Consider the following 19,235-nt stretch of genomic DNA (forward strand, 5'->3'; position numbering starts at 1 on the left):
ACCACGGCGTCGATCGGGCGATCCCACAGGGGATTCTCGTGCGTGCCTTGTGGATGAGGGGGCTGCAAAGGCAATTTCCCCTTGGAACGGCGGCGGCACCGCTTAGTTGCTGCTATGCTGGCTCGGCCGTGGGGCGATCATGCCCCGGCCTGCGGCCCGAGAACCGGAGGAAGTTTATGGCCACAAAGACCGAGAAGGCTGCGCCGAAGGCGGCCAAGACCACCAAGACTGCGGAGAAGGCCGCCCCGGCGAAGGCTGCGAAGCCGGCTGCCGCCAAGTCGGCCGGCACCAAGCCCAACGCTCTGCAGCAGCCGCTGAAGCCGTCGGCCGAGCTCGGCGCCATCGTCGGTACCAGCCCGCTGCCCCGCGGCGAGGTGGTCAGCAAGGTTTGGGACTACATCAAGAAGAACAATCTTCAGAACCCGCAGAACAAGCGCGAGATCGTTGCCGACGACAAGCTCAAGAAGGTCTTCGGCAAGGACAAGTGCTCCATGTTCGAGATGAACAAGCATCTCGCCGCCCACCTGAAGGCCTGATCACGACCTAGAGCCAAGTCCGGCGTCTCGTCTGGGCCGACGGCTCTAGGTGCCTCCGCGACGCTCCAGTCGGGCCGGCCGACCGGCCGACATGGCGCGGCGCGCCGCGGGCGAAAGCCCGTTATCCAGAGCCGCCGGTCGCTCCGGCGGGCTCGGGCGATCCGCGGAGCGGGGCGCGTCCACAGGTCCGGATCCACGGGTCTGGATCGCGGGCTTCCTCGCGCGCTCTCGCCGGGCCATCGCGGTGCCGCGTCCGCGGATTGGTCGACCGGGCCACCACTTCCGAGACCGGCGGGTGATGCCCGGACCGGTCCTGATCCCGGGGTCGGGCCCTGCCTGATCCTAGGCGACGCCCTGCAGGACACCGCCATCGACCCGCAGAGCTGCGCCGGTGGTGGCGCTCGCGGCCGGGCTGCAGAGATAGGCGACGAGGTTCGCCACCTCCTCCACCCGCGCGAGGCGCCGGATCAGCGAGGAGGGCCGGTGCTCCGCGACGAACTGGCGGCCCATGGCCTCGAGGTCGGCGTCGGCCGCGCCGCCGGCCATCTGCGTCATGAACTCCGCGACGCCCTCCGACAGGGTCGGGCCGGGCAGGACGCTGTTGACCGTCACGCCGCTGCCGGCCACCGTCTGGGCGAGCCCGCGGGAAATCGCGAGCTGCGCGGTCTTGGTCATCCCGTAATGGACCATCTCGGTCGGCGTATTGATGCCGGACTCGCTGGAGATGAAGATCACCCGGCCCCAGCCGCGCTCCGCCATGCCGGGCGTGTAGGCCCGGGACAGGCGCACGCCGCTCATCACGTTGACGTCGAAGAAGCGCTGCCAGTCGGCATCCGGGATCTCGAAGAACGGCTTCGGCTCGAAGATCCCGGTGTTGTTGACCAGGATATCCACGACCGGCAGCCCCTGGACGAGCGCGGACACGCCGTCCGCGGTCGCGACATCCCCCGGTGCCGCGAAGGCGCGGCCGGCCCGCGCCTCGCCCCGCAGCCTCGCCAGCGCGGCCTCGACGCGCTCGGGCGTGCGGCCGTTGATGCCGACCTCGGCGCCGAGATCGAGGAGTTCCTTGGCGATGGCGTAGCCGATGCCGCCGGTCGAGCCGGTGACCAGGGCCTTCCGGCCGGAGAGATCGAGATCCATGGGACGCTCCTGCACGTGACTCGTCGCGTCAACGCGGTCCCGCGCCCGCGGTGGCATACGGGGTCGGTCTAGCCGCTCCGACTCCGCCGCAGGACGCTGGCGCAGCCGCCGATCACCGAGAGCGCCACCGCGCAGGAGAGCGAGATGGTGACGGCCCGCTCGGCCCCGAGCCCGTGCGTCAGGCCGAAGATCACCGCCACCAGGGCCGCGCCGAGCGACTGCCCGGTGAGCCGCGCCGTCGACTGCATCCCGCTCGCCCCGCCGGCCCGCTCGCGCGGCGCCGAGGTGACGATGACCTTGTTGTTGGGCGACTGGAACAGGCCGAAGCCGAGGCCGCACAGGGTGAGCCTCCAGACGATGTCGAGGGTGGCGGGGGCCGCGGGCAGGAGCGTCACGCTGACGAGCCCGGCGGCCATCATGGCCAGCCCGACGCCGCCGAGGATGCCGGGCGGGTAGCGGTCCGCGAGGCGGCCGGAGATCGGCGCCATCGCGGCGACCGCGATCGGCCAGGGGGTGAGCAGGAAGCCGGTCTGGGTGCTGGAGAGGTGCAGCACGTCCTGGAAGTAGAAGGGCAGCGCCACGTAGGAGACCATCTGGGCGCAGAACGAGGCGACGGACGTCGCCATCGACAGGGCGAAGGCGGGGATCCGCAGCAGGTCGACCGGCAGGAGCGGGGCGGGCAGCCGGATCTGGCGCCGGACGAACACCGCGCCGATGACCAGGGCGGCGGCGAGCTCGACGATCGCGACGCTGCGCGCCTCCGGATCGCCGAGACCGTCGATCCCGATGATCAGCAGGCCGAAGGTCAGCGCATTGAGCACCGCGCTCGCGAGGTCGAAGGGGCGGCCGCTCGCCGGTGTGACCGGCAGGGTCCGGGACGCCACCGCCAGGGCCAGCAGGCCCACGGGGATGTTCACGAGGAACAGCCAGGGCCAGGTCGCCACCGACAGGATCGCCGCCGCCACGGTCGGGCCGGCGGCCGAGGCCACCGCCACCACCAGCGCGACGTTGGCGACCCCCTGGCCGATCATCCGGTGCGGGTAGATGAAGCGCACGAAGCCGATATTCACGCTCATGATCGCCGCGCCACCGAGGCCCTGGACGATGCGGGCCGCGATCAGCATCGGCAGGTTCGGCGCGACCGCGCAGGCGAGCGACGCGGCGACGAACAGCGCGAGCCCCGGCAGGTAGACTTTCCGGAAGCCGAAGATGTCGCCGAGGGCCGCGAACGGCAGGAGGCTCGCCGTGACGGCGACCTGGTAGGCGTTGACCACGAAGATCGCGTCGGCCGGCCGGACCGCGAGGTCCTTGGCCATGACGGGCAGCGCCACGTTGACGATGGCCCCGTCGAGGACCGCCATGGTCATGGCGAGCCCGATCGCCGCCATGGCGAGGACGCGCTCGCGCGGCGGCAGGCCGTCCTGGACGGGCCCCTGCGCGGTGCCCTGAGGATGACCCGGCGGGCTGCCTGTCGGACCGTGCGGGACCTGCGCCATGGGTGCGCGCTCCTGCGGCGTCCCGGCGGGTCCGTGACGTCGATGGCGGGGGGACATCCGGGCACGGGACGCGCCGCGGATGCTGCTCCCTGTCGCGCAGGCGGGGAGGCCCGTCGAGGGGTACCGTGTGTCCTATGTCACGGCGCGGACGGGAGTGTTCGCCGCGGACGCCCGCGGCTCGGACCGGGCGCGAGCCGGCGCGTCGCGGCGCCCGATCGGGCTCAGGCCAGCATGTAGGTCAGCAGGGAGCGGAGCTGGGCCGGCTTGATCGGCTTGTGCACGAGCTCCGCGCCGGCGGCGGTGACGCGCTCCTCGACCGCGCCGGTATGGTCGGCGGTGGTGACGATGACCGGGAGCGGCCCGGTATGCAGCGCCCGGAGATAGGCGGCCACGTCGAGGCCGCAGGCGCCGTCGTCGAGATGGTAGTCGAGCACCAGGATGTCCGGCGCCCCGGCGCCCGCCGCGACGGCGGCCTTCACCCCCGCGAGGTCGCGGAAGGTCGAGACCCTTGCATCCCAGTTCTGGAGCAGGCGCGCGAGGGCGTCGGCCGTGGAGGCGTCGTTCTCCACGACGAGGACGTGGGCTCCCGAGAGCCGGGTCGCCACCGGGGCGGGCGGCGCCGCGGCGGCCGGGACCGCGCTCAGGGGCAGCGTCAGCGACACCCGGGTGCCGTGGCCGACCCGGGAGCGCAGCCGCAGGGGATGATCGAGGGCGAGGGCCATGCGGCGGACGATCGACAGGCCGAGGCCGAGGCCAGGCTCCTCGCCGCTGCTCGGCCGGTCGCCGCCTCGGAAGAACTCGTCGAAGACGAGCTCGCATTCCTCGGCGGCGATGCCGCAGCCCGTGTCGGTCACTTCGATCCAGACGCCGCCGGACCGGCGCCGGGCCGCCAGGACGATCCCGCCGGTGCGGGTGTAGCGGACGGCGTTGGAGACGAGGTTCTGGAGGATCCGCTGCAGGAGCACCACGTCGCTGGTGACGGTCAGGTCCGGGCAGTGCACCGACAGGCGCAGGCCCTTGCGCTGCGCGAAGGGTTTGAAGCTCTCCGCGATCCCCGCCAGCAGGTCGGGCAGGAAGACGGGCTGGACTTGCGGCCGGACGATCCCGGCATCGAGCTTCGAGATGTCGAGCAGCGTCTTGATCAGGTCCTCGATGGTCTGCAGGCCCCGCTCCACCTGTCCGGCGATGGTGCGCGCCTCCGGCGGCACGTCGAGGTCGGCGAGCGCCGAGATCGAGAGGCGGGCGGCGTTGACCGGCTGCAGCAGGTCGTGGCTCGCCGCCGCCAGGAACCGCGTCTTCGAGCGGTTGGCAGTCTCGGCCTCCTCCTTGGCCGCGGCCAGCGCCTCGTTGGAGCGCTCCAGCCGGTGCATCAGCCCGGTCAGCTCCTCGGTGCGGGTGCGGACCCGGCCCTCGAGCATGATCGCCGTCTGGAACAGCGAGTAGGCGCTGCCTCGCTGGTCCATGGAGCGCTCGACATGGGACATCAGCGCGGCGTTGATCCGCTCGAGCTTCTCGATCCGCCGGTGCAGCGACGCGTCGGTCTCGAGTCCGTTCGGGTGCAGGGTCACGACGCGGCCGGGGCGGGGGCCGCGGCCGGCGCGCCCGCGGCGAGGGTCTTGCCGATGGCGATGCCCGTGAAGGTCTGGTTCAGGTGCATCGCCCGGTACTGCTCGCCGAAGGTCTCGAAGCCGACGACGTTGTAGCGGCGGTAGAGGTCGGCGATCCCGTGCCGGACCTGCCGGCTCTCGGCGTCGAGGCGGCGGAGCACGCACTCGAAGCCGATGATGAGGTCGACGCCGCCGAGCACGGCGTCGAGGCGCGCCAGCTCCGCCCGGGTCGAGGCGACGATGTCGCGCGGCTCGGCGAGGGTCAGCACCACGCCCTCATCCACCGCGCAGAAGAAGCTGAGCGAGCCGTCCTCGTTCATCCGCCGGATCGAGCGGCAGAAATACTCGCCGCCGACCTTCACGGCGAGCGGGTAGGCGGCGAAGCTCATCGGCGACAGGCCCTCGGGGTCGAGGCCGATCGCCATCGCGTATTCCCGGGCCGCCGGCTCGGCGTTGAGCTCGTGCACGGTGCGGCGCTCGCCGTCCGAGGCGGTGACCACGAACTTGGTCCGCGTCGGCTCGAAATTGTCGCTCTTGAAGATCTCCACCGAGAAGTCGGTCTCGACGAGCACCAGGACCGCCGCCTTGCGGTGGATCTTCCCGCCGTGGAGCATGACGGCGTCCCGGAAGCGCAGGTCGTCGCCGGCCGAGCCGCCGACGATCGGGATGCCGTCGAGCGCCCAGGCGATCGCCGAGACCACGGTCTCCTCGGCGTTGGCGAGCCCGTCGATCAGCGACAGGGCGAAGCGGTGGCCCGTGCCGGCCGCGTCGACATCGCGGCACCGGTCCAGCGGGTCCAGGGTCCGGCGCAGCGCCCGGACCGCCGAGGCGGTCCGCTCCACGTCGAGGTGGTCGATGGCGTCGAGGACGGTCGAGACGATCCGGAAGCGCTCGGCCGGGAACGCGATGACGACGAGCCCGCGGTCGAGGCCGCCGGCCGGGGCGATGCCGCCCGACATCGAACAGCCGGCCACCGGCACGCCGGGGAACCGGGTCTCCAGGGCACGGGCCAGGATCTCGGCATCGTAATCGGCGGAGAAGAACGCGACGACCTGCGACAGGGCGGTGTCACCGACCGCGAGCGCCACCTCCGCGGCCGCGTCGGCGGCCCCGGCCGCGTCCGTCCAGGCCGTCCAGATGCCGCACAGATGGCGGCGCACTCCCGATCCTTGAGCCACGTTCCACCCCCTGCGACCCCCTCGGCAGGCTTGGCGCCCGCTCTTCAGCGTCTTGGGCGGAGTATGTCGTGCGCGATCGAGCGGTGCAACGGGGCGTGTCGACCCGGTCCGGTTCGCGCGGGAAGCCGGACCGGGGCGGCCTCACTTCATGCAGGCATCCTCGGCCTTCTCGAAGGCCGCGGGCTTGGGTTCGTGCTCGGACGGCCGGTTGCGGCCGAGCGCCCCGTCGGAGCGGGCGCGGAGATAGGTGTAAATGTCCGGCAGGTAGCAGGTGACGTTCTTGTTCTCGCCGAAGGCGGGCATCACCAGCTCCTGCGAGGCGTTCACGTCCCTCTTGCCGCCCACGACGATGCCGGCGAACTGCGCGTAGTCCATGCCCTTGAGGGCGTCGACCAGCGACGGCGCGTAGGTCGATCCCAGCCCGTCGGGGCCGTGGCAGGCCATGCAGTTCGCGCTGTACCGGACGTAGCCGGACATGGTGTACCAGTCGACCATCTTGCCGCCGTCCGTGACGTGGTAGGTCGGGTTACCGTTCTTGTCGGTGTACTGACCGTCCTGGACCTTGGCCGGCTGCGTCGGCCCCTCGCTCTTCAGGTCGGTCGCGGGCGGGGCGGCGGTCGGAGCCGCGGCGGAGGCCGGCAGCATCCCCAGGGTTCCCGCTGCGAGCCCGGCCAGGACGAGGCCGGCCACTCTGTCTGCAACGCACCGCATACGTCTTCCTCCTGCCGCCCACAGGCTTCTTCTTGGTGGCGCGGTGCCGGGATAACGGCGGATCTCGTCCGAGAACACCTTGAGACGCCTTCACGTTTTCGCGCACGGCCGGTGAGCGTCACGATGACCGGCCGAGAGTGCGCTTATCCGCGTTGCGCACAGCATTAACCTTTTGTTAATCGGCGGATTGCCGCCGGCCCGCCGGCGTGAGAGCTTTCGTTAACGAGAGCTTAACGGTTGGGTCCCGGCGATGCGGTTCGCGGTTTCCATGATGCAGGGCCTGGTCAAGGGACCCGCCTCGCGTCGGCTCTCCCGGAGCCGCCGGGCGGCCCTGGCTGCCCTCGCCGTCGCGGGGCTCGCCGCCCCGGCCCAGGCGCAGACGCTGGCGAGCCTGCCCACCGAGGCCGGCGCCCGGGTGCAGGGCGATGCCAAGCCGATCGCGGCGTGGGTGACGTTCTGCCAGAATTACGCGGCGGAGTGCGCGCTGGACCGGGGTGAGCCGGCCCGGATCAGCCTGACGCCCGCCACCTGGGCGACGATCGTGTCGGTGAACCGGCGGGTCAACAAGGCGATCGAGCCGATGACCGACCAGGACCACCTGCACGTGGCCGACCGCTGGGACCTGGCCGAGGACGGCATCGGCGACTGCGAGGACTTCCAGCTGCTCAAGCGCCACATGCTGGCCGAGGCCGGCCTGCCGCGGCGGGCGATGCGCATGACCGTGGTGATCGACGAGAAGGGCGAGGGCCACGCCGTGCTGACCCTGATCACCGACCGCGGCGACCTGGTGCTCGACAACAAGACCAGCGCGATCCTGCCCTGGCACAAGACGGGCTACGTGTTCATCAAGCGCGAGAGCCAGGACGCCGTCGCCTGGGTCTCCCTCGGCGGCGTCACCTCCCCGGTCACCACCGCAAACCGGTGAACAAGCCACGCGGCGAGCAGTGGAACCTCGGCCGCACGCGCCGTTGCTTAACGGATCGCTAACCCTGCGGCGCCACTCTGTCGGGCGACGGAGTGCCTTAACGATGCCGCGAGCCCGCCACGTGACGCCGCTCCCGCTTCTGGCGGTCGTCCTCGTCGCCGCCGCCTGCGGCACCGCCCGGGCCGCGAGCGAGACCGAAGCCCGCCACGCCGCGTGGCGCGACTGCGTCAGCCGCAATTTCCGGATCCAGGCCGCGCTGACGGACCGGGATCTCGCCGCCGACGCCGCCTTCCGGGCCTGCCGGACCGCCGAGGACGCCTATCTCGCGACCCTCGCGGCCTCACCGCTGCTCGACGACGAGGACATCGGGCGCGCCCGGCCGCTCCTCGCCGGCCGAATGCGCGCTTGGCTGGTCGGCAACCGCGGCTGACGTCGGGGATTCCCGGCAGCGGCCATCGGGAAAGGATGTTTCCGCCAAGCGCGTGAGGTCGGCCAGCAAGGCAGCGTCGCGGCGGCCTGTCCGCCTATGCCTTCAGGCGCGCCTTGATCCGCCGGGTCAGCCCGTCGCGGACGTCGCGGTAGGCGTCGAGGCGCTGCTCGCGCGAGGCGTCCTGCAGCAGCGTCGGGTCGGGGGTCGGCCAGTACTCGACATCGGCCGCGAGGGTGTGCGTCAGGTCCAGTGCCCGGTGGTGCGCCTCCGGCGCGAGGGTGATGATCAGGTCGAAGTTCAGGCCCTCCCAGTCCTCCAGCTCCTCCACGGTGCGCGGGCGGTGCCGGCTCGCGTCGATGCCGACCTCGTCGAGGGCGGCGACCATGAACGGGTCGGTGGGCTCGCCGGAGCGCACCCCGGCCGACTGCACGTAGGTGGACTTGCCGAAATAGGCGCGCGCGATCGCTTCCGCCGCCACGGAGCGCACGGCGTTGTAGTTGCACATGAACAGGACGGACTGCACCCGCCGCTTCTTCGGGGGCGCGTGGGGAAAAGGCTCGGGAGGAGGCTCGGGAGCGGGCTCAGCCATCGCCGGTCGGCGCGGAGGGCGCCTAACCCTTCCAGTGCAGCGCGAAGATCAGGGTGAACAGGCGGCGCGCCGTGTCGTGGTCGAGGTCGACCTTCCCCTCGAGCCGCTGCTTGAGCGTCTCGGACGCCTCGTTGTGCAGGCCCCGCCGACCCATGTCGATCGCCTCGATCTGCGACGGTGAGGCGGTGCGGATCGCGTTGTAGTAGCTCTCGCAGATCATCTCGTAGTCGCGGATCACCCGCCGGAACGGCGTGAGCGACAGGAGGTGCATCATCACCGGCTCACCGTCCACCGTGGTGATGGCGAAGGACAGCTTGTTCTCGACGAGTCCGAGCGTGAGCGCGTAGGGGCCCTCCCGCCCGGGGATGGTGAAGGAATTGTCCTCCAGGATGTCGAACAGGGCGATCGCCCGTTCGTGCTCCTGATCCGGATTGCCGCGGGCGATGGACCCCTCGTCCAGGCTCACCTTCGCGAGGCGGTTCGGCCCGCGCTGCTTCTCCGCCATCCCCAAAACCTCACAGGTTCAACCGGATCGCGACGGAGCGGGCATGCCCCTCCAGGCCCTCGGACCGGCCGAGGTTTATCGCTGCCGGGCCGAGCGCCCGCAAGCTCTCCGGCGTGCAGGCGAGGATCGTCGTCCGCTTCATGAAGTCGAGCACGCCCAGCCCGGACGAGAATCGGGCGGAGCGCGCGGTCGGCAGCACGTGGTTGGGGCCGCCGACATAGTCGCCGATCGCCTCCGGCGTGTGCGAGCCCAGGAAGATCGCGCCGGCATTGCGGACCTTGGCGGCGAGCGCCTCCGCGTCCTGCGTCTCGATCTCCAGGTGTTCGGGGGCGAGGCGGTCGACCAGGGGCACGGCCTCGTCGAAGGTGCGGACCCGGATGACGGCGCCGTAATCGCGCCAGCTCGCCCGGGCGATCTCCTGACGGGGCAGGGTGGTGAGGGCGCGCTCGACCGCCGCCTCGACGGCGCCGGCGAGTTCGGCGCTGTCGGTGATCAGGATCGCCTGGGCGGCCACGTCGTGCTCGGCCTGGGCCAGGAGGTCGGCGGCGATCCAGTCGGGGTTGGCGTGGCCGTCCGCCAGGATCAGCACCTCGGAGGGGCCGGCGATCATGTCGATCCCGACCTGGCCGAAGACCCGGCGCTTGGCCGCCGCCACCCAGGCGTTGCCGGGCCCGACGACCTTGGCCACGGGGGCGATCGTGGCGGTCCCGTAGGCGAGGGCCGCGACCGCCTGGGCGCCGCCCACCCGGTAGACCTCGTGGACGCCGGAGAGCTGCGCGGCGGCCAGGACCAGCGGGTTCATCTGGCCGTCCGGGGTGGGCACCACCATCACGAGGCGCGGCACCCCGGCGACGCGCGCCGGCAGCGCGTTCATCAGCACCGAGGAGGGATAGCTCGCGGTGCCGCCCGGGACGTAGAGGCCGACCGATTCCAGCGCGGTCCAGCGCCAGCCGGCCGTGACGCCGAGGGCGTCGGTGGCCCGGTGATCCGCGGGCCGCTGCGCCCGGTGGAAGCTCTCGATCCGCTCGGCGGCGAGGCGCAGGGCCTCCAGCGAGTCCGACGGGCAGGCCGCGACGGCCGCTTCGATCTCCGCGTCCGTGACCCGCAGCTGCGCGGCGGAGAAATCGGCGCCGAGCCGGTCGAACCGCCGGGTGAAATCGACCAGCGCCTCGTCCCCGCGGGCGACGACGTCGGCGATGATGCCGCGCACCGCCTCGTCCACGTCCTCGGCGATCTCGCGCTTCACCGTGAGGAGGCGCGCGAAGGCGGCGGCAAAATTCGGATCGCTGCTGTCGAGCCGGACCATCGGGAAGCCTTCTGTCTCGCGTCAGGCCGCCGAGCCGGCGGCCGTATCGGTGTCGATGTCGTGTCCGGGACGGTTCGCCGATTCCCAGACCGGGCCGAGATCCTTCATCCGGACCTCGATGCACTCGACCTCCAGCCGCAGGGCCGCGCCGCCGGAGAAGACGAGGTCGATGTGCCCGGAGGGCGCGTCCGTCGGCTCGAAGGTGAGGGCGAGCAGGCTCATCGGCGTCGCGTCGTCCGGCTTCAGGCCGCGGCTCTTCACGCCCAGCACGCGCTCGACGTGCAGGCCGGCGAGGCGCCGGCGCGGCGGGGCGCTCGGCGTCCAGTCGAAGCGGCGCACCGCCATGAGGAAGCGGTGCTCGCCGGCGAGGAAGGTCAGGTCCTGCGGTCGCAGGATCGCGTCCTGCAGATGGGCCGAGATCACGGTCAGGTCCTCGGTGTCGAGGGCGGCGAGCCTGAGCAGCTCCATGCAGAGGGTCCTCGGGGAATACGGGGCGCGGGTCGGGCGGCGAGGGCCGGTCCGCGGCACGGCGTAGGTAGCGGCGCGGCCCCGTTCGGGCAACGGCTGGTCTGGGGATCGCGATCCCGGCCGGGCACAGGCTCGGGCCAGCGTCGCCGTTTAGACGCGCCGGCGGTCGAGCCGGGGCAGGGTCTCATATGGCGGCACTCACCGAGCGCGCGGTTGTGGCGGTGCTGACCGTCGGGCTGCAGGCGGCCGGACCCGCCGTCGCGCAGGTCGGTCCGGACGCGCGGCCCTATATCTACGGTCGTCCGGCGCCGGATCGGGATCTCTACGCACCGCCGCCGCCCGGCGGGCGTCCGCCGCCTCCGCCCGCGGATGACGGGTATGGCTGGCGTCCGCCCCCGCCGCCAGTCGACGATGCGTACGACAGGCGCGGCCCGCGCTGGCGCGGCGACTTCGGGCGCCAGTGGGACGACAGCGTCTGCGTGACGGCCCGCGGCACGTGCAGGGTGCGCCCGGGGCCTCCCGACGCGCCCTGCGGCTGCGAGATCCCCGGCTTCGGCTACAGGCGCGGGCAGATCGAGGACTGAGCCTCAGGCGTCGCCGCGCGCCGGCCGGCTCGGACCGAGCGCTGCCGCTCAGGCCCGGACGCGCTCGATCTGCGCGCCGCACCGGCCGAGCTTGGCCTCCAGCGCCTCGAACCCGCGGTCGAGATGGTAGACCCGGTTGATCTGGGTCTCGCCCTCGGCGGCGAGGCCCGCGATCACCAGGGAGACCGAGGCGCGCAGGTCGGTCGCCATCACGGGGGCGCCCTTCAGCCGGTCCACGCCCTCGACGATGGCGAGGTCGCCCTCCAGGCGGATCTTCGCGCCGAGGCGGGCCAGCTCCTGCACGTGCATGAACCGGTTCTCGAAGATGGTCTCGCGGATGTGCGACTGGCCCTTCGCCAGCGTCATCAGCGCCATGAACTGCGCCTGGAGATCCGTGGGGAAGCCTGGGAACGGGTCGGTGGTGACGTCGACCGCCGCGATGCCGGCGCCGTTGCGGCGCACGCGGATCCCGCCCTCGACCTGCGTGATCTCCGCGCCCGTAGTCGTCAGGACGTCGAGGGCCGAGTGGAGCAGGTCGGCCCGGGTATCCTTGAGCACGACGTCGCCGCCGGCCATCGCCACCGCCATGGCGTAGGTGCCGGTCTCGATCCGGTCGGGTAGGACCTCGTGGCGGGCGCCGTTCAGGCGGGCCACGCCCTCGATCTCGATGCGCGGCGTGCCGGCGCCGCGGATCTTGGCGCCCATCTTGTTCAGGCACTCCGCGAGGTCGACCACCTCCGGCTCGCGGGCGGCGTTCTCGATCACCGTGGTCCCGTAGGCCAGGGCGGCGGCCATCAGCGCCACGTGCGTGCCGCCCACGGTCACCTTCGGGAAGGCGAACTCGGCCCCGCGCAGGCCGTTCTTGGTCCTGGCGACGACGTAACCGGCGTCGATCTCGATCTCGGCCCCGAGCTTCTCCAGCGCCATGATCAGCAGGTCCACCGGCCGGGTGCCGATGGCGCAGCCGCCGGGCAGCGAGACCTTGGCCTCGCCGAACCGGGCGAGCAGCGGCGCGATCACCCAGAAGCTCGCCCGCATGGTCGAGACCAGCTCGTAGGGCGCCGTGGTGTCGATGACGTTCGAGGCGGTGAGCCGGATCGTCTGGCCCGTCTCGGTGGTCTGACCGGGGCGCTTGCCCACGACCATGTGGTCCACGCCGTGGTTGCCGAGGATCCGCGTCAGCGCGGCGATGTCGGCGAGCCGCGGCACGTTGATCAGCTCCAGCGTCTCGCCGGTGAGCAGGCTCGCGATCATCAGCGGCAGCGCCGCGTTCTTGGCGCCCGAGATCGGGATCACGCCGTTGAGCGGCGCGCCGCCGGTGATGTGGATGCGGTCCATCGTGTGTCCTCGGGCGGCGCACCCGCGAGGGCGCGCGGCCGGCCGTGCTGATCGCGGGCGCGGCAGCGCCCAGGCTTGGCCGTGCCCTATAGACCGGATTTGTCGGAATCAGGACCGTTTCCGTCCGATTCCCGCGCGCAGGACTGATCCACGCCGGGAGACGGTCTTCCTTCGGCCCGCCCGCGGCCCTGCGCCTTGCGGCGGCGCAGGTTCTGGCGCAGCGCGGCCTTGAGGCGCTCCGCCCGCTCGTCCCTGGAGTCCGTCACGGCGCGACCCTTGGTCGCCGCAAGGTCGGGGCCGCGCGGTCCACGCCGGACGAGCCATCTGCGGTCGGAGACATGAGCTGTTGCAGGGGGCGAGAGCCAAGTTCGGGTCGGAAGAACGTGCCGGACGCTAGCGGGTTCACGCGGGCCTCTCAACGGATGCAACGCTGCGATGTCGGAACCTTACCTTGAACCAGTTCCAGATCCGCGCGTATCTTGCGGCCCTCACGCGAAGGACTGGACCGAGGCCGGACCTCGATCGCGGGCCTGAGACGCCGCTCACGCGGTGTCGCCCGCGCGGCCGAACACGCGAAGGACGCTCGATGACCGTCACCCGGATGCCCAGCACGATGCTCGCCCAAGCGGGATCGACGCGCGCCGGATCCGGCTACGAGCGCTACTTCCGCGGGGCCCTGGATCAGCTGCACGGGGAACGGCGGTACCGGGTGTTCGCCGACATTGAGCGGATCTCGGGGCGTTTCCCGACCGCCAAGTGGCGCCAGCCGGACGGCAAGACCACCGAGATCACCGTGTGGTGCTCCAACGACTACCTCGGCATGGGCCAGCACAAGGAGGTGGTCGCCGCCATGACCGAGACCGCCGCCCGCTGCGGCGTCGGCGCCGGAGGCACCCGCAACATCGCCGGTAACACCTCGCCGCTGGTCGACCTGGAGCGCGAGCTCGCCGACCTGCACGGCAAGGAGGCCGGCCTCGTCTTCACCTCCGGCTACGTCTCGAACCAGGCCGGCATCTCGACCATCGCCAAGCTGATCCCCGACTGCCTGATCCTGTCGGACGCCTTCAACCACAACTCGATGATCGAGGGCGTGCGCCATTCCGGCTGCGCCAAGACGATCTTCCGCCACAACGACCTCGCCCACCTCGAGGAATTGCTGCGGCAGGCCGGCGACCGGCCCAAGCTGATCGTGTTCGAGTCGGTCTACTCGATGGACGGCGACGTGGCGCCGATCGGCGCGATCTGCGACCTGGCCGAGCGCTACGGCGCGATGACCTACCTCGACGAGGTCCACGCCGTCGGCCTGTACGGCCCGCGCGGCGGCGGCATCGCCGAGCGCGACGGCGTCATGCACCGGGTCGACGTGATCGAGGGGACGCTGGCCAAGGGCTTCGGCTGCGTGGGCGGCTACATCACCGCCTCGGCGGCGATCTGCGACGCGGTGCGCAGCTTCGCGCCGGGCTTCATCTTCACGACGGCGCTGCCGCCGGCGGTGGCGGCGGCGGCGCGGGCGTCGGTGCGCTACCTGAAGCGCTCGAGCGCGGAGCGCGAGGCGCACCAGCGTCAGGCGGCGGCCACGAAGGCGGCGCTGAGCGCGGCGGGGCTTCCGGTCCTGGAGACCGAGACGCACATCGTGCCGGTGATGGTCGGCGATGCCGAGCTGTGCAAGGCGGCGGCGGACCATCTGCTGGAGCACCACGCGATCTACATTCAGCCGATCAATTACCCGACGGTGCCGCGCGGGACCGAGCGGCTGCGGATCACGCCGTCGCCGTTCCACGACGCGGCGCATATCGAGCGCCTCGCCGCGGCGCTGGGCGAGACCTGGCAGGCCCTGGACCTGCCCCGCGCCGGCACTGTCTTCGTCGAGGCCGCGGAGTAGGATCCGCGCCGCCGTCCCGGCCGGGCCGTGTTGCGGGCGCCCGTTTTTGCGAGCGGAGCAAAGCAACCCAGGGATGCCACATCCGCGGCCGGCCTGCTGCCCTGGATTGCTTGGCTCCGCTCGCAAAGACGGGCGCGCCGGTATGCTGAGGCCGGCCTGACCGCGCCGGCTCCGCGCTGAGGCAGCGGCCCGCAGCGCTTCCATGTCCCGTCCCCATCTCGTCTTTTCCGGCGCCGACCTGTAACGACGGCGTCAATCCTCATCCGCGAAAAGTCCGCCTATGATCTCCTCACCCCTCATGACCGTCATGGTCGATGCCGTGCGCAAGGCCGCGCGCGGCCTGCGCCGGGACTACGGCGAGGTCGAGAACCTGCAGGTTTCGCGCAAAGGTCCGGGCGACTTCGTCTCCGCGGCCGACCGCAAGGCCGAGGAGGTGCTGCGCGACGCCCTGATGAAGGCGCGTCCGGGCTACAGCCTCGTCCTCGAGGAGAACGGGATCATCGAGGGGACCGACAAGAGCCACACCTGGCACATCGATCCCCTCGACGGCACGTCGAACTTCCTGCACGGCGTGCCGCATTTCGCGGTCTCGGTCGGTCTCGAGCGCGAGGGCCAGATCGTGGCCGGCGTGATCTTCGACCCGATCAAGGACGAGCTGTTCGTCGCCGAGCGCGGCAAGGGCGCCTATCTCAACAACCGGCGCCTGCGCGTCTCCGGCCGCCAGGACATGGCGGACGCGCTGGTGGGCTACGGCACGCCCTATCTCGGTCGCGGCAGCCACCCGCGCCTCTTGCGCGAGCTCGGCGCCGTGATGGCGGTGGCCGGCGGGACCCGCCGGATGGGCTCGGCGGCCCTCGACATGGCCTACGTGGCCTGCGGCCGCCTCGACGCCTACTGGGAGCGCGACCTCCAGACCTACGACTTCGCCGCCGGCGTGATCCTGGTGCGCGAGGCGGGCGGCTTCGTGACCTCGGCGGACGGCGCGGCCGAGCCGCTGGTGCCCCGGTCGGTGGCCTGCGGCAACGAGGGGCTTCACCGGGACCTCGTCGCCATCCTCAAGAAGGTCCAGGCGGCCTGAGCCGCCACCGACTGGTCAGGCCGTCGGGCTTCTGCTTTAAGCCCGCGGTTCCCCACGGAAGGCCGAACGCATGGAAGCCCGCCGCCACGTCGCGCTGAAGGAATCGGTCCGCTCGATTCCCGATTACCCGAAGCCGGGGATCATCTTCCGCGACATCACCACGCTGCTGAGCGACCCGCGTGCCTTCCGGCGGGCGGTGGACGCCCTGGTGCATCCCTACGCCGGCGGACAGATCCACCAGGTGGCCGGCATCGAGGCCCGGGGCTTCATCCTCGGCGGGGCCATCGCCCACCAGCTCTCCTGCGGCTTCGTGCCGATCCGCAAGAAGGGCAAGCTGCCCCACAAGACCGTGTCGATGGCCTACGCCCTCGAGTACGGGACCGACGAGATCGAGATCCACGTCGACGCCGTACGGCCCGGCGACAAGGTGCTGCTGGTCGACGACTTGATCGCCACCGGCGGCACCGCGATCGCGGCCGTGAACCTGCTCCAGAAGATCGGCGCCGAGATCGTGGCCGCCTGCTTCGTCATCGACCTGCCCGAGATCGGCGGCGCGCAGCGCCTGCGCGACCTGGGCGTCGAGGTGCGCACTCTCATGCAGTTCGAGGGTCATTGAGCCCCGCGAAACGTTGACTTCGCGGGGCTCATCCGTCATAAGCCCGCCACTCGCGACGTGGCGCCCCGCATGGGCGCCCTTCGTGTTTGCAGACAACCAGGACGCGTGAAGGTCGGGTGCAGCAATAGCTGCCCGCGAGCGCGCCTCGACCTTTGAAGGCTCTGAGCCATGAAGAGAACCTACCAGCCGAGCAAGCTCGTCCGTAAGCGCCGTCACGGTTTCCGTGCGCGGATGGCCACCGCCGGCGGCCGCAAGGTCATCGCGCGCCGTCGCGCCCATGGCCGCAAGCGCCTGTCGGCCTGAGGCCTGATCCTCGCCGGCGCGGACGCTCCGACGCATCCGCGCCACGAGGCAAGTGGTATCGGCCGGGATCGAACCATCGATGGCGACGATCGAGCGGCTTAAGAAACGACCCGACTTCCTGGCGGCGGCCGAGGGGCGTCGCTTCCACACCGCGCGTATGACCGCGCAGGGGCGTCTTCGGAACCCGGACGTTTGCCCCGGCCTCCGTCTCGGCTTCACCATCACGAAGCGTGTCGGCCACGCGACGGAGCGCAACCGCATCCGCCGCCGACTCCGCGCTGCCGTGGGGTTGGTCGCGTCCGATCTGCCGAGCGAGCTCGCGGGCCTTCCGGCCGACATCGTGCTGATCGCCCGCCGCCCCGCCCTCGAAGCCTCCTTCGAGGCCCTCGCCGAGGATCTGCGCCGCGCGATTCCCGCGGTGACCCGCGCGGCCGTGCCCCGCGGGGACAGGTCGCCCGGCCGATCCGGCGGTCGGCGCGCCAAGCCGGCCCCTGACACGGCCACTTCTCAGTCGTCCTCTCTCCCGCACGAAGCTGGCCGCGCCTCCGCGCAGGCGGCCCCACCCGGCGGTGCCGACATCGGCCCGTCGCAGGGGTGCGACAGAGATCCCCGAATCACAGGCGCGCGCAGGTCCTCCGGGGCCGGCGACGTTCCTGTTGCCACTCCGAACGCGTGCGGCGGTGTCCCTGATGGGCAATGACAAGACGAACATGTTCGTGGCCATCGGCCTGTCGCTGCTGGTGCTGCTCGGGTGGCAGTACTTCGTGGCCGGCCCGCGCATGGAGCAGCAGCGCCAGATCGAGGCGCAGAACAAGGCCGCGCAGCAGCAGCCCCCGGGCGTGACCCCGGACGGTGTGCCCTCGCCGTCCCCGAAGGAGGGTGGCCCGGCGGCCCCCGCGCCCGGCACGCTGCCGACCGCCCAGGGCGGCCCGGTCTCCCGCGAGGCGGCGCTGGCCCGCTCGCCGCGCGTCCGGATCGAGACCCCGGCGCTCTCCGGCTCGATCGCCCTGAAGGGCGGCCGCGTCGACGACGTCTCGCTCAGGAACTACCACGAGACCATCGACCCCAAGAGCCCCGAGATCGTGCTGTTCTCGCCGGCCGGGACCGAGACGCCCTACTACGCCGAGTTCGGCTGGGTCGGCGCCAATGCCGGTCCGCTGCCGACCAACGACACCCTCTGGACCAGCGACGGCAAGACGCTGTCGCCCGGCATGCCCGTGACCCTGACCTGGGACAACGGCGCCGGCCTCGTCTTCAAGCGGATCATCGCGGTCGACGACAAGTACATGTTCACGATCCGCGACGAGGTCGAGAACAAGGGCTCGGGCGCCATCACGCTCTATCCGTACAGCCTCGTCTCCCGCTGGGGTAAGCCACATACCCAGGGCTACTACGTCCTGCACGAGGGCATGATCGGCTATCTCGGCAACGACGGCCTGCAGGAATTCACCTACGACAAGCTCGCCAAGGAGGGCGCCTACGGCGGCGCCAACACCAAGGGCAAGGCCTGGAGCGGCGTGACCGGCGGCTTCGTCGGCATCACCGACAAGTACTGGGCGGCGGCCGCGATCCCCGATCAGGACGCGCCCTATACCGGCGCCTTCACCGACCGGACCGACGGTGCCACCAACGTCTACCAGGCCAGCGTGCGCGGCGACGCCGTGAATCTCGCGGCGGGCGCCTCGGCGACCGCGACGCAGCGGCTGTTCGCCGGCGCCAAGGAAGTCAACGTCATCAACAACTACGAGAAGGACCTCGGCATCAAGCACTTCGATCTGATGATCGATTGGGGCTGGTTCTTCTTCATCACCAAGCCGATGTTCCGGGCGCTGGACTTCTTCTATCACCTGTTCGGCAATTTCGGCGTCTCGATCCTGGTGGTGACCTTCTGCCTGAAGCTGCTGTTCCTGCCGATCGCGAACCGGTCCTACGTCTCCATGGCCAAGATGAAGGCCGTGCAGCCGGAGATGGCCGCCATCCGCGAGCGGTACAAGGACGACCGCATGAAGCAGCAGCAGGCTACGATGGAGCTGTACAAGAAGGAGAAGATCAATCCGGTCGCCGGCTGCTGGCCGGTGCTGATTCAGATTCCGGTCTTCTTCGCGCTCTACAAGGTCCTGTTCATCACCATCGAGATGCGCCACGCGCCGTTCTTCGGCTGGATCCGCGACCTCGCGGCGCCGGATCCGACGAGCATCGTGAACCTGTTCGGCCTGCTGCCGTTCCCGGCACCCGACTTCGTGCACCTGGGCGTCTGGCCGATCATCATGGGCATCACGATGTTCGTGCAGATGAAGATGAATCCCGCGCCGCCGGACCCGGTCCAGGCGCAGATCTTCACCTTCATGCCGATCGTGTTCACCTTCATGCTGGGTTCGTTCCCCGCCGGCCTGGTGATCTACTGGGCCTGGAACAACACCCTGTCGGTGATCCAGCAATACGTCATCATGCGCCGTAACGGCGTGAAGGTGGAGCTGTGGGACAACCTCCGCACCACGTTCAAGCGCGGCGGCACCAAGGCGGCCGCCACCAAGAGCTGACGG

At 71.1% G+C, this 19,235-nt stretch carries 21 protein-coding genes; 10 read left to right on the plus strand and 11 right to left on the minus strand.

The window, feature by feature from the left end; all coding sequences use genetic code 11:
- Positions 1-176: 176 nt before the first annotated feature.
- Positions 177-536 (plus strand): SWIB/MDM2 domain-containing protein, encoded by a 360-nt coding sequence (locus BMY19_RS08750; RefSeq protein ID WP_012320460.1) that lies wholly within the window; start codon positions 177-179, stop codon positions 534-536.
- Positions 537-878: 342 nt separating this feature from the next.
- Here BMY19_RS08750 and BMY19_RS08755 read toward each other — a convergent pair whose 3' ends face one another.
- From BMY19_RS08755 to BMY19_RS08775, 5 genes are all read right to left on the minus strand, one after another.
- Entirely contained in the window at positions 879-1,676 is a 798-nt protein-coding gene (locus tag BMY19_RS08755) for an SDR family NAD(P)-dependent oxidoreductase (RefSeq protein WP_020092515.1), read from the minus strand.
- Positions 1,677-1,744: 68 nt separating this feature from the next.
- On the minus strand, positions 1,745-3,172 hold the full coding sequence (locus tag BMY19_RS08760) for an MFS transporter (RefSeq protein WP_020092514.1): 1,428 nt from the start codon (positions 3,170-3,172) through the stop codon (positions 1,745-1,747).
- Between the two features lie 221 nt (positions 3,173-3,393).
- Positions 3,394-4,740, minus strand: a complete 1,347-nt coding sequence (locus BMY19_RS08765) for an ATP-binding response regulator (RefSeq protein ID WP_100251456.1) — start codon at positions 4,738-4,740, stop codon at positions 3,394-3,396.
- Entirely contained in the window at positions 4,737-5,957 is a 1,221-nt protein-coding gene (locus BMY19_RS08770; RefSeq protein ID WP_026604820.1) for an FIST signal transduction protein, read from the minus strand. The genes BMY19_RS08765 and BMY19_RS08770 overlap by 4 nt, the downstream gene beginning before the upstream one ends.
- Before the next feature lie 141 nt (positions 5,958-6,098).
- Positions 6,099-6,668: a c-type cytochrome, methanol metabolism-related gene (locus BMY19_RS08775; protein WP_091679369.1), complete on the minus strand. Its 570-nt coding sequence runs from the start codon at positions 6,666-6,668 to the stop codon at positions 6,099-6,101.
- A 250-nt stretch (positions 6,669-6,918) separates the two neighbouring features.
- Here BMY19_RS08775 and BMY19_RS08780 point away from each other — a divergent pair, with 250 nt between their 5' ends.
- Positions 6,919-7,593 (plus strand): transglutaminase-like cysteine peptidase, encoded by a 675-nt coding sequence (locus BMY19_RS08780; protein WP_170862927.1) that lies wholly within the window; start codon positions 6,919-6,921, stop codon positions 7,591-7,593.
- A 103-nt stretch (positions 7,594-7,696) separates the two neighbouring features.
- Complete coding sequence (locus BMY19_RS08785; protein WP_100251457.1) at positions 7,697-8,023, plus strand: hypothetical protein; 327 nt, start codon at positions 7,697-7,699, stop codon at positions 8,021-8,023.
- Positions 8,024-8,117: 94 nt separating this feature from the next.
- Here the strand turns inward: BMY19_RS08785 and BMY19_RS08790 are convergent, their stop codons facing one another.
- The 4 genes from BMY19_RS08790 to BMY19_RS08805 all read right to left on the minus strand — a co-directional run bounded on the left by BMY19_RS08790 (position 8,118) and on the right by BMY19_RS08805 (position 10,891).
- Complete coding sequence (locus tag BMY19_RS08790; protein WP_234083060.1) at positions 8,118-8,528, minus strand: arsenate-mycothiol transferase ArsC; 411 nt, start codon at positions 8,526-8,528, stop codon at positions 8,118-8,120.
- A 106-nt stretch (positions 8,529-8,634) separates the two neighbouring features.
- Positions 8,635-9,117 carry a UPF0262 family protein gene (locus tag BMY19_RS08795; RefSeq protein ID WP_100251458.1) on the minus strand — a complete coding sequence of 161 codons (483 nt, stop codon included), beginning with the start codon at positions 9,115-9,117 and terminating at the stop codon, positions 8,635-8,637.
- A 10-nt stretch (positions 9,118-9,127) separates the two neighbouring features.
- A complete protein-coding gene (gene hisD / locus BMY19_RS08800; protein WP_091981844.1) occupies positions 9,128-10,423 on the minus strand; it encodes a histidinol dehydrogenase in 1,296 nt (431 codons plus the stop codon).
- A gap of 21 nt (positions 10,424-10,444) precedes the next feature.
- Positions 10,445-10,891, minus strand: coding sequence for a DUF2948 family protein (locus BMY19_RS08805; protein WP_091981842.1), 447 nt, complete (start codon positions 10,889-10,891; stop codon positions 10,445-10,447).
- Between the two features lie 188 nt (positions 10,892-11,079).
- Here BMY19_RS08805 and BMY19_RS08810 point away from each other — a divergent pair, with 188 nt between their 5' ends.
- Complete coding sequence (locus BMY19_RS08810) at positions 11,080-11,475, plus strand: hypothetical protein (protein WP_100251459.1); 396 nt, start codon at positions 11,080-11,082, stop codon at positions 11,473-11,475.
- Positions 11,476-11,523: 48 nt separating this feature from the next.
- Here BMY19_RS08810 and murA read toward each other — a convergent pair whose 3' ends face one another.
- Together murA and BMY19_RS31265 are read right to left on the minus strand one after the other, a co-directional pair.
- A complete protein-coding gene (murA, locus tag BMY19_RS08815) occupies positions 11,524-12,813 on the minus strand; it encodes a UDP-N-acetylglucosamine 1-carboxyvinyltransferase (RefSeq protein ID WP_020092503.1) in 1,290 nt (429 codons plus the stop codon).
- An 86-nt stretch (positions 12,814-12,899) separates the two neighbouring features.
- On the minus strand, positions 12,900-13,079 hold the full coding sequence (locus tag BMY19_RS31265) for a hypothetical protein (protein WP_100251460.1): 180 nt from the start codon (positions 13,077-13,079) through the stop codon (positions 12,900-12,902).
- 320 nt (positions 13,080-13,399) lie between these two features.
- Here BMY19_RS31265 and hemA point away from each other — a divergent pair, with 320 nt between their 5' ends.
- The 6 genes from hemA (at position 13,400) to yidC (ending at position 19,232) form a co-directional block, all read left to right on the plus strand.
- Complete coding sequence (hemA, locus tag BMY19_RS08825; protein WP_020092502.1) at positions 13,400-14,695, plus strand: 5-aminolevulinate synthase; 1,296 nt, start codon at positions 13,400-13,402, stop codon at positions 14,693-14,695.
- 280 nt (positions 14,696-14,975) lie between these two features.
- Positions 14,976-15,773 (plus strand): inositol monophosphatase family protein, encoded by a 798-nt coding sequence (locus tag BMY19_RS08830; protein ID WP_170862928.1) that lies wholly within the window; start codon positions 14,976-14,978, stop codon positions 15,771-15,773.
- A gap of 70 nt (positions 15,774-15,843) precedes the next feature.
- A complete protein-coding gene (locus BMY19_RS08835) occupies positions 15,844-16,389 on the plus strand; it encodes an adenine phosphoribosyltransferase (protein WP_012320444.1) in 546 nt (181 codons plus the stop codon).
- A 168-nt stretch (positions 16,390-16,557) separates the two neighbouring features.
- Positions 16,558-16,692, plus strand: coding sequence for a 50S ribosomal protein L34 (rpmH, locus tag BMY19_RS08840; RefSeq protein WP_007558110.1), 135 nt, complete (start codon positions 16,558-16,560; stop codon positions 16,690-16,692).
- A 79-nt stretch (positions 16,693-16,771) separates the two neighbouring features.
- Positions 16,772-17,392 carry a ribonuclease P protein component gene (gene rnpA, locus BMY19_RS08845; RefSeq protein ID WP_100251462.1) on the plus strand — a complete coding sequence of 207 codons (621 nt, stop codon included), beginning with the start codon at positions 16,772-16,774 and terminating at the stop codon, positions 17,390-17,392.
- Positions 17,382-19,232, plus strand: a complete 1,851-nt coding sequence (yidC, locus tag BMY19_RS08850) for a membrane protein insertase YidC (protein WP_020092499.1) — start codon at positions 17,382-17,384, stop codon at positions 19,230-19,232. Before rnpA ends, yidC begins: the two co-directional genes overlap by 11 nt.
- Positions 19,233-19,235: the final 3 nt, after the last annotated feature.

The organism is Methylobacterium sp. UNC300MFChir4.1 (assembly GCF_900110155.1).
GTDB lineage: Bacteria > Pseudomonadota > Alphaproteobacteria > Rhizobiales > Beijerinckiaceae > Methylobacterium.

Excerpts from the sequence above, each read along its gene's own strand:
- BMY19_RS08750 (WP_012320460.1), top strand. The coding sequence starts at position 177 with ATGGCCACAAAGACCGAGAAGGCTGCGCCGAAGGCGGCCAAGACCACC.
- BMY19_RS08755 (WP_020092515.1), bottom strand. The coding sequence starts at position 1,676 with ATGGATCTCGATCTCTCCGGCCGGAAGGCCCTGGTCACCGGCTCGACC.
- BMY19_RS08760 (WP_020092514.1), bottom strand. The coding sequence starts at position 3,172 with ATGGCGCAGGTCCCGCACGGTCCGACAGGCAGCCCGCCGGGTCATCCT.
- BMY19_RS08775 (WP_091679369.1), bottom strand. The coding sequence starts at position 6,668 with ATGCGGTGCGTTGCAGACAGAGTGGCCGGCCTCGTCCTGGCCGGGCTC.
- BMY19_RS08780 (WP_170862927.1), top strand. The coding sequence starts at position 6,919 with ATGCGGTTCGCGGTTTCCATGATGCAGGGCCTGGTCAAGGGACCCGCC.
- BMY19_RS08785 (WP_100251457.1), top strand. The coding sequence starts at position 7,697 with ATGCCGCGAGCCCGCCACGTGACGCCGCTCCCGCTTCTGGCGGTCGTC.
- BMY19_RS08790 (WP_234083060.1), bottom strand. The coding sequence starts at position 8,528 with ATGTGCAACTACAACGCCGTGCGCTCCGTGGCGGCGGAAGCGATCGCG.
- BMY19_RS08795 (WP_100251458.1), bottom strand. The coding sequence starts at position 9,117 with ATGGCGGAGAAGCAGCGCGGGCCGAACCGCCTCGCGAAGGTGAGCCTG.
- hisD (WP_091981844.1), bottom strand. The coding sequence starts at position 10,423 with ATGGTCCGGCTCGACAGCAGCGATCCGAATTTTGCCGCCGCCTTCGCG.
- BMY19_RS08805 (WP_091981842.1), bottom strand. The coding sequence starts at position 10,891 with ATGGAGCTGCTCAGGCTCGCCGCCCTCGACACCGAGGACCTGACCGTG.
- BMY19_RS08810 (WP_100251459.1), top strand. The coding sequence starts at position 11,080 with ATGGCGGCACTCACCGAGCGCGCGGTTGTGGCGGTGCTGACCGTCGGG.
- murA (WP_020092503.1), bottom strand. The coding sequence starts at position 12,813 with ATGGACCGCATCCACATCACCGGCGGCGCGCCGCTCAACGGCGTGATC.
- hemA (WP_020092502.1), top strand. The coding sequence starts at position 13,400 with ATGACCGTCACCCGGATGCCCAGCACGATGCTCGCCCAAGCGGGATCG.
- BMY19_RS08830 (WP_170862928.1), top strand. The coding sequence starts at position 14,976 with ATGATCTCCTCACCCCTCATGACCGTCATGGTCGATGCCGTGCGCAAG.
- BMY19_RS08835 (WP_012320444.1), top strand. The coding sequence starts at position 15,844 with ATGGAAGCCCGCCGCCACGTCGCGCTGAAGGAATCGGTCCGCTCGATT.
- rpmH (WP_007558110.1), top strand. The coding sequence starts at position 16,558 with ATGAAGAGAACCTACCAGCCGAGCAAGCTCGTCCGTAAGCGCCGTCAC.
- rnpA (WP_100251462.1), top strand. The coding sequence starts at position 16,772 with ATGGCGACGATCGAGCGGCTTAAGAAACGACCCGACTTCCTGGCGGCG.
- yidC (WP_020092499.1), top strand. The coding sequence starts at position 17,382 with ATGGGCAATGACAAGACGAACATGTTCGTGGCCATCGGCCTGTCGCTG.